Raw genomic sequence first — 13,679 nt, 5'->3', positions numbered from 1 at the left:
ATCATTTCTGTAGCCTTGTCACAATATTCGCTATTCTGTCTTGATACAGATCAAAGCAGTTTGGGCTGTCCTCGGACAAAACAACGACCAGTCAAATGGGTTCCGCGACAAAAAAGAATCGCGCGGAGCATGGCAAAGGGACGCAATATGTCAAATTACATCAAGCTGATCGTGCTTGGTCTGATCGTGCTGTTTGCAGCGATCGGGACCAATTATGCACGCGATTTGGCGTATCAGGTGCATGCAATTCTGGTGATGTTGATCGCCGCGGGATTGTTCATCTGGACGCTTAGAAACACGGATGAGCCAGATATCCTCATAGATCGTTCAGGCGAATACATGGACGATGTGGTCCGTTACGGCGTAATCGCGACGGCCTTTTGGGGCGTGGTTGGTTTTCTTGCCGGGACATTCATCGCCTTTCAGCTGGCCTATCCGGTGCTGAACTTTGAATGGGCACAAGGATATCTGAATTTTGGCCGATTGCGTCCGCTGCATACATCGGCGGTTATCTTTGCCTTTGGCGGCAACGCACTAATCGCTACGTCCTTCTACGTCGTCCAGCGGACCAGCGCCGCGCGCCTGTGGGGCGGCAATCTGGCATGGTTCGTTTTCTGGGGCTATCAGCTGTTCATTGTGCTGGCTGCGACCGGGTATGTGCTGGGCGGAACCCAGTCCAAGGAATACGCCGAGCCGGAGTGGTATGTCGATCTGTGGCTGACCATCGTCTGGGTGGCCTATCTTGCCGTGTTCCTGGGAACAATCGTCAGGCGGAAAGAGCCTCATATCTATGTGGCGAACTGGTTCTACCTGGCCTTTATCGTTACCGTCGCCATGCTGCATCTGGTCAACAACATGACTATCCCTGTCAGCATCTGGGGTTCGAAATCTGTCATCGTCTGGTCAGGCGTTCAGGACGCAATGATTCAGTGGTGGTACGGCCACAATGCTGTGGGCTTTTTCCTGACTGCCGGTTTCCTGGGCATGATGTACTATTTCATCCCGAAACAGGCCGAACGTCCGGTGTTCAGTTACAAGCTGTCGATCATCCACTTCTGGGCGCTGATCTTCCTGTATATCTGGGCTGGTCCGCACCATTTGCACTATACAGCGCTGCCTGACTGGGCCTCGACACTGGGCATGGTGTTCTCGATCGTGCTGTGGATGCCGTCCTGGGGTGGCATGATCAACGGCCTGATGACCCTATCGGGTGCGTGGGACAAGCTGCGTACGGACCCGGTGATCCGGATGATGGTGATCTCGGTCGGCTTCTATGGCATGTCCACTTTTGAGGGCCCGATGATGTCGATCCGAGCGGTTAACTCTTTGAGCCACTATACCGACTGGACCATTGGTCACGTGCATTCGGGTGCGCTGGGTTGGAACGGCATGATCACCTTTGGTGCGCTGTACTTCCTGGTGCCCGTCTTGTGGAAGCGTGAGCGTCTGTATTCGCTGCAGATGGTCAGCTGGCACTTCTGGCTCGCCACTATCGGCATCGTGCTCTACGCCGCGTCGATGTGGGTGACAGGTATCATGGAAGGCCTGATGTGGCGCGAAGTGGATGCCAACGGTTTCCTTGTGAACTCGTTCGCCGACACCGTGGCTGCCAAGTTCCCGATGTATGTGGTGCGAGCTCTGGGTGGGGTCATGTTCCTCGCTGGGGCGCTGATCATGTGCTACAACCTGTGGATGACTGTGCGGAAAGCGCCGGCCAAAGAGGCCAGCCTGACCGTCGCGGTCCCGGCTGAATAAGGAGGGCCGGAGCAATGGCAATTCTCGACAAACATAAGATCCTCGAGACCAACGCGACCCTCCTGCTGATCTTCAGCTTTCTGGTCGTGACCATCGGTGGCATCGTGCAGATCACCCCGCTGTTCTATCTTGAGAACACCATCGAAAAGGTGGAAGGCATGCGCCCTTACACCCCCTTGGAAATGGCGGGCCGTGACATCTATATCCGCGAAGGCTGCTATGTCTGCCACAGTCAGATGATCCGCCCGATGCGGGATGAGGTCGAGCGCTATGGCCACTACTCGCTGGCGGCTGAATCAATGTATGATCATCCGTTCCAGTGGGGGTCCAAACGCACCGGGCCTGATCTGGCCCGTGTCGGTGGTCGTTATTCTGACCAGTGGCATGTGGATCACCTGCGCAACCCGCAGTCGGTGGTGCCTGAATCTGTAATGCCGAAATACGGCTTCCTCGAGCATCGCAAGATTGACGGTAAGTATATCGGTGATGTCATGAAGGCGAATGCGCTGGTAGGCACGCCCTATACCGAAGAGATGCTGGAGAACGCCGTGGCGGATTTCCGGGCGCAGGCCGATCCCGACAGTGACTATGACGGCCTGCTGGAACGCTATGGTGACAAGGTCAGCGTGCGGAACTTCGATGGTCAGCCCGAGCTGACCGAAGCGGATGCGATGGTCGCTTATCTGCAGATGCTGGGAACGCTGGTCGATTTCTCGACCTTCACCCCAGACGCGAACCGGTAAAGGAGGGTGTGATGGAAGAATATACACTCTTACGGCAATTCGCGGATAGCTGGATGTTGCTGCTGCTCTTTGTTTTCTTTGTTGGGATCATAATCTGGGTTTTTCGCCCGGGTTCCAGCAAGGAATACAAGGACACCGCGAATATCCCGTTTCGGCATGATGATGCACCAGCGCCCCTGCGGGGCGACGACAATCCCGCCACATCCAAGGAGGCGCGGCAATGAGCAAGACACCTGAAAAACAGCCGGGTGATCCGAGTACAACCGGCCACAGCTGGGATGGTATCGAAGAATTCGAAAACCCGATGCCGCGCTGGTGGTTGTGGACATTCTACGCCACCATCTTCTGGGCGGTGATCTATACGATCATGTATCCCGCATGGCCCTTGGTTCAATCCGCCACTGCTGGCGTTTTGGGCTGGTCCTCTCGCGCTCTGGTACAAGAAGAGATGATTGCGTTTGAAGAGGCGAATGCCCCTTGGAACGCCAAGCTTGTGGAAACATCGCTTGAAGATATCTCGGCAGATCCCGAACTGCAGCAATACGCGGCGAATGCCGGGGGCGCGGTGTTCCGTACCTGGTGTGCGCAATGCCACGGCTCAGGCGCGCAGGGTGCACCGGGATTCCCGAACCTGCTGGATGACGCCTGGCTGTGGGGCGGTTCGCTTGAGGATATCGAGACCACAATCGCCTATGGCATTCGCAACGAGGAAAGCGACGATGCGCGCTATTCCGAAATGCCTGCATTTGGCGAAATCCTGGAACATGACGAGATCACCCAAGTGGTTCAATACGTGATGTCCCTGACCAATGCGCAGACTGATGACGTAGCTGCGCAGGCAGGCAAGGTCGTCTTCGAAGATAACTGTTCGTCCTGTCATGGCGAGGATGGCACTGGTGACGTCTTTCAGGGCGCACCCAACCTGACCGATGCGATCTGGCTCTATGGTGGCGACGCAGAGGCATTGACTGAGACCGTGACCAATAGCCGTTTCGGTGTAATGCCTGCTTGGGAAAACCGCCTTACGGACGCGCAGATCCGCGCTGTGACGGCCTATGTCCACCAGTTGGGTGGCGGTCAGTAAGGCCAAAAGAATACCTTCGGACGGTTCGCCGCCCGAAGGTTAAGGCACCGGCTGTTCTCTCTGTTCGCGCGTTTCCTGAACAGCCGGTGCTACTATTATCAGACTACAGGCCCCCATTGGTGCAGTCCAGATGCGCCTTTTCGCGCGGGCCAGACTTTTCAATCCACCAGTGATGGTCCGGCAGCCAGCTGCTGCGCACAAGGTCGCGGCTATCTGTGCCAGTGCCTTTGCCGTCAGCCTCTGTTTTGGTGGCTACCATGTAACTTCGTGCCAGTATCGCAAGCATCTGATCCCTCCTGGATTGTGTTGCCGCTGTTATCAGGATTGATCTTTAGCCTGATAAATGCGACTCAATTACCATTCCAATATGTAAGTAGGACTTACAGATGAACTGGATGGATATGCCGCCGCTTGCGGCTTTGCGCGCCTTTTCTGCCTTTGCTGAGACTGGAAATGTTGTTCAGGCAGGGGCGTCGCTGAATGTCAGTCACGCAGCGATCAGCCAACAACTGCGTGCGCTTGAAAAACACCTGGATCTGGCCCTTCTGGACCGATCCGGTAAATCCATGACCCTGACGGCCGAGGGCAAGGTTCTGGCGCGTGCCCTGCATTTGGGATTTGGGGCCATAGGTGCGGCGGTCACTGACCTGAAGCGTGCAACCGAGGATCGTCCGGTCCACGTATCGCTGACGGCCTCTTTCGCAGCTTCATGGCTTATGCCGCGCTTGCCCGCATTTCAGGCCGAGCATCCAGGCATTCACCTTGCGCTGGATCCCTCGCCCCGGTTGGTCGATCTGCGCCCGGGCGGCGTGGATCTGGCGATCAGATATGGGGCAGGGGACTGGCCCGATGTGACGGCCGAACTGCTGTTGCAAAGTCCGATCGTGATTGTCGCCGCGCCATCCCTGTTGACTGGGCGGGCACCTGTGACACCTAAAGCACTCAGCCGTCTGCCCTGGCTTGAGGAGTTCGGCACAACGGAGGCAACGCAATGGCTGGCCCGTCACGGCGTGGGCCATAGCCCCGGCGCTGGCCGCATCGCCTTGCCGGGAAACCTGCTGCTTGAGGGAGTGCGCGCCGGGCAGGGTGTGACGGCCACCGTGCGGCATTTTGTCGAAGCGGATATCATTGCGGGTCGATTGGTCGAACTGTTCCGCGAACCCGACGGGCGCGGATACCATATTGTCACCGGAAATATGCCGCTTCGTCCTGGGGTGAAGATATTTATCAGGTGGCTCAGGCGGCAAGCTGGTAAGATGTGACAAAAGGTGTCTTTACGATGCGCTTTTGACCCATGTCAAAGTGGCTGCCCGTATGATCTGGAAGAAGACGCCGTAGAACAGCTACATCTGGAGCCAGCCCGTGAGCGATTCCGACCCCGCCCCCAGCCTATACGCAGCGCGCGAACCGATCTTTCCCCGCCGCGTGTCCGGCCCGTTTCGCAACCTGAAATGGTTCATCATGGCGGTCACGCTGGGGATCTATTACGTCACACCCTGGATCAGATGGGATCGCGGTCCCAGCCTCCCGGACCAGGCGGTGCTGCTGGATCTGGCCAACCGGCGCTTTTACTTTTTCTGGATCGAGATCTGGCCGCACGAGTTCTATTTCGTGGCCGGGTTGCTGATCATGGCCGGTCTGGGCCTGTTTCTGTTTACATCGGCGCTGGGGCGCGTGTGGTGCGGCTATGCCTGCCCGCAGACCGTCTGGACTGATTTGTATATCTTGGTCGAGCGCTGGATCGAAGGTGATCGAAACGCCCGTCTGCGCCTGCATCGTCAGAAAAAGATGGATTTCCACAAAGCAAGGCTGCGTGTCACCAAATGGGTCGCTTGGCTGTTTATTGGTCTGGCAACGGGTGGTGCCTGGGTGTTCTATTTCGCGGATGCGCCAACGCTGGTCCGTGACCTAGTGACCGGAGATGCACATCCGGTCGCCTATACAACCATATTGATCCTGACGGGGACGACCTTTTTGTTTGGTGGGTTCGCACGCGAGCAGATCTGTATTTACGCCTGTCCCTGGCCGCGCATTCAGGCCGCGATGATGGACGAGGATACTCTGGTGGTTGGGTATCGCGAATGGCGCGGTGAACCGCGCGGCAAAGGCAAGCGGACCGCGGATTCCGATCTTGGGGACTGCATTGATTGCATGGCCTGTGTGAATGTCTGCCCTGTCGGTATCGACATCCGCGACGGTCAGCAGCTTGAATGTATCACCTGTGCGCTGTGCATCGACGCCTGCGATGACATGATGGCCAAAATTGGCAAGCCGCGTGGCTTGATCGACTACATGGCGTTGAGCGACGAATCGAGTGAACGCGCCGGTCATCCGCCCAAGAATGTCTGGAAACACATCCTGCGGCCTCGGACCATCATGTATACGGGTATGTGGTCTGCGGTTGGCTTCGCGCTTTTGTTCGCCCTGTTCATCCGTTCTGACATTGATCTGACCGTAGCGCCGGTGCGAAACCCGACATTTGTAACCCTTTCTGACGGAACTATCCGTAACACTTATGATGTACGACTGCGGAACAAACATGGCGAGGACCGCCCATTCCAACTGACCCTGTCCGGTGATCCGGCCCTGAAGATACAGATCGAGGGGGTTGAAGGTGAGACTGTCAATGTGACGGCGGATACGGCACAGTTGACCCGTGTTTACATCGTCGCATCGGGCGACACCGGGCCAGCAACTTTGGATACGACGCCGGTCCGCATCTGGGTCGAAGACCTGCAGAGCGGTGAGCGCGCCTATAAGGACACCACGTTTAACGGACGAGGGAACTGAACATGGCTGAACGTAAATTCACCGGCAAACATGCGCTTGCTGTGTTCGTTGCATCCTTTGGCGTGATCATCACGGTGAACCTGGTTCTGGCCTATAGCGCGGTGAAGACCTTTCCGGGGCTCGAGGTCAAGAATTCCTATGTCGCCAGCCAGGAATTCAACGAACGCCTGAAGGAACATCAGGCGCTGGGCTGGTTTATCCGCGCCGAGATTTCGGGCGGATTGCTGATCCTGCATATAACCGATCAGACGGGCGCACCGGTCAAGGTGGCTGACCTGCAGGCCGTTGTGGGCCGCGCGACCCATGTCAAAGATGATTTTGCTCCTGATTTCATATTCGACGGGACTGCATATGCGACTCCGGCATCGCTGGGTCCGGGCAACTGGAACATTCGGCTGGTTGCCAAAGATCACAGCGGGGCCGAGTTTGCACAGCGCGTGCCGCTTTATGTGAAAGGCTAGGGGATGTCTGCGCAGATGTCCTCTGGCACCGCAGCTTGCCCCGGCTGTATCGCCGCCCCGGTAGAGCCCGCAAGGCCGATCCCGCAGGATGTGCAGATCGCGCTGTCATTGCCGGGAATTCACTGCTCGGCCTGTATTGCCACGGTCGAGCGTGAATTGAATGCCCAGCCCGGGGTCGAGGACGCGCGCGTGAACCTGACCTTGAAACGTGCGATGGTCAAAGCCGCGCCCGATCTGCGCGCCGCCGATCTGATCCCGGTGCTTGAACGCGTAGGCTTTGAGGCGCACGAGCTGGACCCTGGATCCCTGTCTGCCACGCAGTCCGACAAAGCTGGTCGCGACCTGTTGATGCGGTTGGCGGTGGCTGGTTTTGCCTCGATGAATGTAATGTTGCTGTCTGTCTCTGTCTGGTCAGGGGCAACCGATGCAACGCGCGACATGTTCCACTGGATTTCGGCAGCGATTGCTTTGCCTGCGATCGCGTTTTCGGCGCAGCCCTTCTTTGCCAATGCCTGGAGCGCCTTGCGCGTCGGTCGCCTGAATATGGATGTGCCGATCGTGTTGGCAATCCTGTTGGCATTGGCCACATCGCTGTGGGAAACCGCGCTGAGTGGTGAGCACGCCTATTTTGACGCCGCCCTGACCCTGACGTTCTTTCTGCTGGCCGGACGCTATCTGGACTACCGTACCCGCGCCGCCGCCCGATCCGCAGCCGAGGAGTTGACCGCGTTGGAAGTTCCGCGCGCGATCAGGCTGGCCGATGGTCAAGAAGTTGAGGTGCCCGTCGCAACGCTGAGCGTGGGTGATCTGATCCTGGTACGTCCCGGAGGCCGAATGCCGGTGGATGGCGAAATCGTTTCCGGGCAATCCGAGCTCGACCGATCGCTGCTGACGGGTGAAACCTTGCCGGTATTTGCGGAAACCGGTCTGACGGTCAGTGCTGGCGAGGTAAATCTAACGGGTCCATTGACCGTACGGGCGACAGCTGTGGGTGAGGATACATCGCTGCACCGCATGGCCGATCTTGTGGCCATCGCGGAATCTGGGCGGTCGCGTTATACTTCGCTGGCGGATAAGGCAGCCAAGCTTTATGCACCGGGCGTGCATATCCTGTCGGCGCTGAGCTTTCTGGGCTGGTATATCTATTCCGGCGATATCCGCACCGCGCTGAATATCGCAGCGGCGGTGCTGATCATCACCTGCCCCTGTGCGCTGGGTCTGGCCGTACCGGCGGTGACGACGGCGGCCTCGGGCCGGTTGTTCCGCAAAGGGATGCTGATCAAACACGCCACAGCGCTGGAACGCCTCGCCGAGGTGGATACGGTTGTGTTCGACAAGACGGGAACGATGACCTCGGGAACGCCGGAGCTGACCAATCTTGCGGATCATGCGCCCGGCGATCTGGAAATCGCACTGGCACTGGCCGAGGCCTCGTCGCACCCGCTCTCTGTTGCGCTGGCGCAGGCTGCCCGTCAAGCGGGGGTCACGCCCGCAAATGTCGAGGGGATCTCTGAAGTTCCGGGGTACGGCACCGAAGGCATCTTTCAGGACCATCCCGTGCGTCTGGGACGCGCCGAATGGACCGGTGGGCAAGAGGCTGAACAAACTGCGGCCTGGCTGTCGTTAGCAGGGCGGGCGCCTTCAGTGTTCTTGTTCTCGGACACATTGCGCGCCGGTGCGGCTGAGGCGGTTCAGGCGTTTCGCGATGAGGGGAAAAAGGTCATTTTGATCTCGGGCGATACGCAAGGCGCGGTTGAGACGCTGGCCGGTAAGCTGGGGATTGAGACATGGATTGCGCAGGCCCTGCCGCAGGACAAGGCAACCCATGTGCAAAGCCTGCGGGATCAAGGCTGCCACGTCCTGATGGTTGGTGACGGGCTGAACGACACGGCGGCGCTGGCCGCGGCGCATGTGTCGATTTCACCGGCCTCGGCGCTAGATGCTGCGCGCGTGGCATCCGATATCGTGCTGTTGGGTAACGACCTGTCGCCGATTGCGGGTGCCTGCGATACTGCGGTTAAGGCAACGAAACGGATTCGCGAGAACTTCCGTATTGCAACCATCTATAATATCATTGCAGTGCCACTGGCGGTTGCGGGCCTAGCCACGCCGCTGATCGCGGCATTGGCAATGTCGACCTCGTCCATTACCGTTTCTCTGAACGCGCTGCGGCTAAGGTGATCTGAATGGAAGTTCTGGCCTATCTCATACCGATTTCCCTGCTTTTGGGAGGGGTTGGCCTGTTTGCGTTCATCTATACCGTTCGGTCGAACCAATATGACGACCCCGAAGGCGATGCGCGCCGCATTCTAAGCGACGAATGGGACGATAAGCCCAAGCCCTGACGGCCCCCTTGAAATTGCCTCAATGCCCGGTTATGTCCGGCCCATCCGCTAGCAGAGAGAACAAAGCCAAATGGCAACTATGAATCCGATCCAGTTTATTCAGCAGGTCCGTGCCGAGGTTTCAAAGGTCGTCTGGCCAACCCGCCGCGAGGTGTTGCTGACCACGGTCATGGTGTTCATCATGGCAGCACTGACGGCTGTGTTCTTTGCGCTGGTCGATCTTGGTATTCGTGGTGGCCTGCAGCTGATTCTGGGCATGTTCGGTTAAACCGGGCCGGGCAGGTCGGAAACGTCGCTGCCCCCTTGCACAGCTTGCGATGTCAGAGTAGGTGACGCGGTACTATTCGGAATGGGCGTGCGGCGATTCGGGCTGTGCGCCGCTTTTTATTCCGGATGACGCGACAGATTTTCAATAACGGCTTTTCCGGTACATGGAATGCAGCCGAAGGCAAACAAGGACGACAGGTTCATGGCGAAACGGTGGTACTCGGTCAGCGTTCTTTCGAATTTCGAAAAGAAGATCGCAGAGCAGATCCGCACGTCGGTGGCCGAGCAGGGCCTTGAGGATGACATTGACGAAGTTCTGGTGCCCACCGAAGAGGTGATCGAAGTGCGCCGGGGCAAGAAAGTCACAACCGAACGTCGCTTTATGCCGGGTTACGTGCTGGTACATATGGAAATGTCGGATCAAGGGTATCACCTGGTCAACTCGATCAACCGGGTCACTGGTTTTCTGGGTCCGCAAGGCCGCCCGATGCCGATGCGCGATGCCGAGGTGAACCAGATCCTCAACCGTGTCCAGGAGGGCGAAGAAGCGCCCAAGTTGATGATCTCGTTCGAAATTGGCGAGAAGGTCAAGGTGAATGACGGTCCGTTCGAGGATTTCGACGGCATGGTCGAAGGTGTGGATGACGATAACCAGAAGCTGAAGGTCTCGGTCTCGATCTTTGGTCGGGAAACCCCGGTCGAGCTGGACTTCACTCAGGTCACCAAACAAAGCTAATTTCAAATTAGCGAAATTTGACAACGCCGCGTTGCCCTGGGCACTGCGGCGTTTCTTGTTTTGGAGCCTTCAGCCCGTTATCTGACCCGGGCAAATCAGGGCGGAACTGATCTGTCGAAATCGGGATAATCTTTGTCGTAACCAATCGGGATGGAACCCGGCCGCCTGGCATATTTGGACAACCATACAAGGCAAGTGGGCAGGTAGATGAAATTCATACATATCACAGATATCCACCTTGTTGACCAAGACGGTCACCTGAATGGCGGCGTTCCTTCGACCCAATTTTCCCGTTGCCTTGAGGACATCGCCAAATGGCATTCGGATGCAGCGTTTTGCGTGATTTCCGGCGACCTGGCCGAGTTTGGAAGGGCTGAAGCCTATCAGGTGCTCAAGTCACATCTGGACGATTTCCAGCTTCCTTGTCACCTGATGATCGGCAACCATGATGATCGTCAGGTTTTCAGAACGGTCTTTACGGATGACCCTGTCGATTCAAATGGCTTTGTTCAGCACAGCATCGAGACCGACGCGGGAAAGTTTATCTTTCTGGATACGACAAAAGACGGTGCGGATATGCATGAAGGTCAGCTGTGCAGCTTGCGCTTGAATTGGCTGAAAGAACAGCTGATCTCGGCGGGGGATAAGCCCTGCTATTTGTTCATGCACCACCCGCCTTTTGACATCGGCATTCCCTATGTGGACGACATCCGCCTGGTCGAAGCCGAAGTGTTTTTTGAAACACTCGGTCACGGGCGTAACATTCGCCACGTCTTCTATGGGCATGTCCATCGCATGACCTATGTGAACTGGCGTGGCATCCCGTTCACCAGCCTGCCCAGCCTCAATCACCAAATCCCTCTGACTGCCGACAGTGTTGACGGGGAATTCTGTGATGAACCGCCAGCCTATGGTGTTGTGCAGATCGCGGACGACCAGATGACTGTGCACTATAACACCTTTCTGCAGCGCAATCCGCTTCATCAGACCTGAGATATGGAACTTGGCCTGATTGTTCTGGTTCTGATTTCGGCGGCGACACATCCGCTGCGGGATCTGTTGTTGAAAGACACGGCGCATCCGGTGTCCTGTTATGTTGGTGTAGCGCTGACCTGGGTCATTCTTGCGGCACTTCACGCCCGACTGGTTGGCCAGCCCCTGACCCTCAGCCGCGAGGTCTGGCCTCTGGTGCTGGTTTCTTCCCTGGGGTTGAGCTTTTATTACTATGGCACCCTTTCAGCCCTGCGCCGGGGCAACCTTTCGGTGTATTATCCGGTCATCCGGTCCTCGCCGATTGCCATCGTTGCCTTTAGCTGGCTTGCGCTGGATCAACAGTATTCGTGGCTCATCCTTGTGGGGATTTCGCTGGTCCTGATGGGCAGCCTGATGATCCAGAAATCTCCGGGCGGATTGCTGCATGATCACAAGGCTTTTGCGCTGGCTGTCATGGCGATGCTTGGCTCGGCCGCCTATTCGCTGAGCGATGCAGGCGCTATGCAAAAAACAACCCCCGCGCCTTTCCTGTTCTACTGTTATATCCTGGTGACATTGACCCTTGCCGGCATCCGGGCCTGGGAAGATCGCCATATGTCGACCCCATTTCTAGGCGTGGTACGAGGCTGGACACTCGCCCCGTGGCGGATCGTATTAGCAGGGATTGCGTCCTATCTATCCTATCTTTTTATCCTGAAAGCTTTCCAGTTAGGCGCCGAGGCCGCACCTGTCAGCGCGGTCCGGCAGGCCTCGATTCCGGTATCCGTAGTCCTTGCCGCGCTCGTCCTGAAAGAGCCGCGCTTTCTTCACCGCATCGGCTGGGCCTGCCTGATCGCGCTTGGGATATTGGCAATCACACAGTCCTGATTAGCCTTTGCGCGACAACTGGCAAGCAAGGCAGAGTTGCACCAGGTTTTCTACATCACTCGGCGAGGTGGCGAAGCGCCCAAACTGATGATCTCGTTCGAAATCGGCGAGAAGGTCACGGCCTACTCTGGTCCATTCGTGGATTTTGACGGGATGGTCGAGGGCGTGGATGACCAGAGGCAGGAGGCAAAATTTATTCGGTGGATTTTGAGGGGCCGCATTGCCCTAGCCAGTGTGGCATCTTGGCTGGCTGAACGTTTACATTGATGATCTGGGTTGGTACATAACTGCCCTATTGATTTGACCGAATGTTTTTTCCGAAAAGTGACCACAAGGCGTTTTTCATGCGTGCGTTCATCTATTTTGTTTTCTTGATTTTGGCTGCGTGTACCGCTGATGTTTTGTCACCCGAAGTGTTGTCCTCGAAAGTAGCGCGCGCATCGTCCGCAGAGCTGTGTTCCGCATATCGGCTCCCAAGTACGACATTGCGGGGGAAACTGATGATCGAAGCAGAGCTGGCTGCTCGAAAAGTAAACCAATGTGGTTATAGCAATTATGGTCAGTACAGCCTGTCTACAGCTGGGACCAAATCCTACGAGCGACCGTTTTCATCCGAGGCAGCAGGGGGTGACTATGATTGTGATGACTTTCCGAATGGCGCAGCAGCGCAAAGGTTCTTCTTAGCCTCTGGTGGACCTGTATCTGATCCACATAATATGGATCTTGATGGCGATGGTCTCGCGTGTGAGTGGGGTGCTCAGATCAGGCGAGTATCTTCGTACCGCCGACCGGTTGCCAGCGTTAGGCGCGTGACCTCACGATGCTACACGGGTCCAAGAGGCGGAACCTACACAATCACGGCGAGTGGAAACAAGAATTATGGCGGCTGCTAAGTTGCTCTGATAGCCCGCAAGGTTGTGCATGTAGCGGGTGCAATCTCATTGGGCGATGACAGATGCTGGTTTGCTGTTGCTTAGCTTTTGTGCGAGGGTCGGTTTGGGTTCGATGTGGCTGCTTCAGGCCGTGATTCAAACCCTTGCCAACACTTCCGTTCCCCTGTAAATGCCGCCTCTATCGTCTTTGGGCGAGATTCTCTCGTGGGAGATTACCGGGATCGCGATCCCGGATCGGACCACGCAACATAATCTGGGTGAAACGCGTTTCACTTTAGTTGAAAGGAAAACCAAATGGCCAAGAAGCTTGCTGGTACAATGAAACTGCAGGTTCCTGCAGGTCAGGCGAACCCGTCGCCGCCAGTTGGTCCGGCGCTGGGTCAGCGCGGCATCAACATCATGGAATTCTGCAAGGCGTTCAACGCCAAGACCGCAGACATGGAGCAAGGCGCGCCTTGCCCGACCGTGATCACCTATTATCAGGACAAGTCCTTCACCATGGACATCAAGACGCCACCAGCGTCTTATTACCTGAAGAAAGCAGCTGGCCTGAAGCCGGTTGGCAAGCGTAATCGCCCCCGTGGTGCGGAAAACCCAGGTCGTGAGACCGTGGCATCCGTGACCTCGAAGCAGGTTCGCGAAATCGCCGAAGCCAAAATGAAAGATCTGAACGCCCACGACGTCGAAGGCGCAATGCAGATCATCCTGGGCTCGGCCCGCTCTATGGGCATCGAGGTGAAGTAAG

The 13,679-nt window shown here is 56.9% G+C and carries 15 protein-coding genes; 14 read left to right on the top strand and 1 reads right to left on the bottom strand.

The genetic code is table 11. From position 1 onward, the window contains the following. Positions 1 to 147: 147 nt before the first annotated feature. Genes ccoN through ccoP form a run of 4 tightly spaced genes read left to right on the top strand, consistent with a single transcriptional unit; the run spans position 148 to position 3,582 of the window. Positions 148 to 1,755 carry a cytochrome-c oxidase, cbb3-type subunit I gene (ccoN, locus tag AC2FGB_RS14085; protein WP_142636945.1) on the top strand — a complete coding sequence of 536 codons (1,608 nt, stop codon included), beginning with the start codon at positions 148 to 150 and terminating at the stop codon, positions 1,753 to 1,755. Positions 1,756 to 1,769: 14 nt separating this feature from the next. After that, entirely contained in the window at positions 1,770 to 2,498 is a 729-nt protein-coding gene (gene ccoO, locus AC2FGB_RS14080; RefSeq protein WP_142636943.1) for a cytochrome-c oxidase, cbb3-type subunit II, read from the top strand. 11 nt (positions 2,499 to 2,509) lie between these two features. Continuing rightward, the gene (locus AC2FGB_RS14075) at positions 2,510 to 2,722 is read left to right on the top strand and encodes a cbb3-type cytochrome oxidase subunit 3 (protein ID WP_142636941.1); all 213 of its coding nucleotides are present in this window, start codon (positions 2,510 to 2,512) and stop codon (positions 2,720 to 2,722) included. After that, complete coding sequence (gene ccoP, locus AC2FGB_RS14070) at positions 2,719 to 3,582, top strand: cytochrome-c oxidase, cbb3-type subunit III (protein WP_142636939.1); 864 nt, start codon at positions 2,719 to 2,721, stop codon at positions 3,580 to 3,582. The genes AC2FGB_RS14075 and ccoP overlap by 4 nt, the downstream gene beginning before the upstream one ends. 103 nt (positions 3,583 to 3,685) lie before the next feature. On the opposite strand, the gene AC2FGB_RS14065 is transcribed toward ccoP, so the two are convergent. Continuing rightward, on the bottom strand, positions 3,686 to 3,868 hold the full coding sequence (locus tag AC2FGB_RS14065) for a hypothetical protein (protein WP_496694139.1): 183 nt from the start codon (positions 3,866 to 3,868) through the stop codon (positions 3,686 to 3,688). 100 nt (positions 3,869 to 3,968) lie between these two features. Here AC2FGB_RS14065 and AC2FGB_RS14060 point away from each other — a divergent pair, with 100 nt between their 5' ends. From AC2FGB_RS14060 to rplK, 10 genes are all read left to right on the top strand, one after another. After that, positions 3,969 to 4,844, top strand: coding sequence for a LysR family transcriptional regulator (locus tag AC2FGB_RS14060; RefSeq protein ID WP_271949812.1), 876 nt, complete (start codon positions 3,969 to 3,971; stop codon positions 4,842 to 4,844). A 100-nt stretch (positions 4,845 to 4,944) separates the two neighbouring features. Continuing rightward, positions 4,945 to 6,372, top strand: a complete 1,428-nt coding sequence (gene ccoG, locus AC2FGB_RS14055) for a cytochrome c oxidase accessory protein CcoG (protein WP_271949814.1) — start codon at positions 4,945 to 4,947, stop codon at positions 6,370 to 6,372. 2 nt (positions 6,373 to 6,374) lie between these two features. Then, a complete protein-coding gene (locus AC2FGB_RS14050; RefSeq protein WP_271949816.1) occupies positions 6,375 to 6,833 on the top strand; it encodes a FixH family protein in 459 nt (152 codons plus the stop codon). A 3-nt stretch (positions 6,834 to 6,836) separates the two neighbouring features. Next, positions 6,837 to 9,014, top strand: a complete 2,178-nt coding sequence (locus AC2FGB_RS14045) for a heavy metal translocating P-type ATPase (RefSeq protein WP_496694138.1) — start codon at positions 6,837 to 6,839, stop codon at positions 9,012 to 9,014. Between the two features lie 5 nt (positions 9,015 to 9,019). Then, positions 9,020 to 9,178 (top strand): cbb3-type cytochrome oxidase assembly protein CcoS, encoded by a 159-nt coding sequence (ccoS, locus tag AC2FGB_RS14040; protein WP_142636927.1) that lies wholly within the window; start codon positions 9,020 to 9,022, stop codon positions 9,176 to 9,178. A 70-nt stretch (positions 9,179 to 9,248) separates the two neighbouring features. Next, positions 9,249 to 9,446 (top strand): preprotein translocase subunit SecE, encoded by a 198-nt coding sequence (secE, locus tag AC2FGB_RS14035; RefSeq protein WP_142636925.1) that lies wholly within the window; start codon positions 9,249 to 9,251, stop codon positions 9,444 to 9,446. A gap of 201 nt (positions 9,447 to 9,647) precedes the next feature. Continuing rightward, complete coding sequence (gene nusG / locus AC2FGB_RS14030; protein WP_142637254.1) at positions 9,648 to 10,181, top strand: transcription termination/antitermination protein NusG; 534 nt, start codon at positions 9,648 to 9,650, stop codon at positions 10,179 to 10,181. Positions 10,182 to 10,388: 207 nt separating this feature from the next. Next, a complete protein-coding gene (locus AC2FGB_RS14025) occupies positions 10,389 to 11,174 on the top strand; it encodes a phosphodiesterase (RefSeq protein WP_496694137.1) in 786 nt (261 codons plus the stop codon). A 3-nt stretch (positions 11,175 to 11,177) separates the two neighbouring features. After that, a complete protein-coding gene (locus AC2FGB_RS14020; RefSeq protein WP_496694136.1) occupies positions 11,178 to 12,041 on the top strand; it encodes an EamA family transporter in 864 nt (287 codons plus the stop codon). Positions 12,042 to 13,228: 1,187 nt separating this feature from the next. Then, positions 13,229 to 13,678: a 50S ribosomal protein L11 gene (rplK, locus tag AC2FGB_RS14015; protein ID WP_496694135.1), complete on the top strand. Its 450-nt coding sequence runs from the start codon at positions 13,229 to 13,231 to the stop codon at positions 13,676 to 13,678. The last annotated feature ends 1 nt before the right edge of the window (position 13,679 follow it).

Source organism: Ruegeria sp. CDSC021 (assembly GCF_059610845.1).
This window is presented reverse-complemented; position numbering and strand designations above follow the sequence as displayed.

What these genes read in the sequence shown, in the direction of transcription:
- AC2FGB_RS14050 (WP_271949816.1), top strand. Translation starts at nt 6,375, where the DNA reads ATGGCTGAACGTAAATTCACCGGCAAACATGCGCTTGCTGTGTTCGTT.
- AC2FGB_RS14045 (WP_496694138.1), top strand. Translation starts at nt 6,837, where the DNA reads ATGTCTGCGCAGATGTCCTCTGGCACCGCAGCTTGCCCCGGCTGTATC.
- ccoP (WP_142636939.1), top strand. Translation starts at nt 2,719, where the DNA reads ATGAGCAAGACACCTGAAAAACAGCCGGGTGATCCGAGTACAACCGGC.
- rplK (WP_496694135.1), top strand. Translation starts at nt 13,229, where the DNA reads ATGGCCAAGAAGCTTGCTGGTACAATGAAACTGCAGGTTCCTGCAGGT.
- AC2FGB_RS14020 (WP_496694136.1), top strand. Translation starts at nt 11,178, where the DNA reads ATGGAACTTGGCCTGATTGTTCTGGTTCTGATTTCGGCGGCGACACAT.
- ccoO (WP_142636943.1), top strand. Translation starts at nt 1,770, where the DNA reads ATGGCAATTCTCGACAAACATAAGATCCTCGAGACCAACGCGACCCTC.
- AC2FGB_RS14060 (WP_271949812.1), top strand. Translation starts at nt 3,969, where the DNA reads ATGAACTGGATGGATATGCCGCCGCTTGCGGCTTTGCGCGCCTTTTCT.
- AC2FGB_RS14065 (WP_496694139.1), bottom strand. Translation starts at nt 3,868, where the DNA reads ATGCTTGCGATACTGGCACGAAGTTACATGGTAGCCACCAAAACAGAG.
- nusG (WP_142637254.1), top strand. Translation starts at nt 9,648, where the DNA reads ATGGCGAAACGGTGGTACTCGGTCAGCGTTCTTTCGAATTTCGAAAAG.
- AC2FGB_RS14075 (WP_142636941.1), top strand. Translation starts at nt 2,510, where the DNA reads ATGGAAGAATATACACTCTTACGGCAATTCGCGGATAGCTGGATGTTG.
- ccoS (WP_142636927.1), top strand. Translation starts at nt 9,020, where the DNA reads ATGGAAGTTCTGGCCTATCTCATACCGATTTCCCTGCTTTTGGGAGGG.
- AC2FGB_RS14025 (WP_496694137.1), top strand. Translation starts at nt 10,389, where the DNA reads ATGAAATTCATACATATCACAGATATCCACCTTGTTGACCAAGACGGT.
- secE (WP_142636925.1), top strand. Translation starts at nt 9,249, where the DNA reads ATGGCAACTATGAATCCGATCCAGTTTATTCAGCAGGTCCGTGCCGAG.
- ccoN (WP_142636945.1), top strand. Translation starts at nt 148, where the DNA reads ATGTCAAATTACATCAAGCTGATCGTGCTTGGTCTGATCGTGCTGTTT.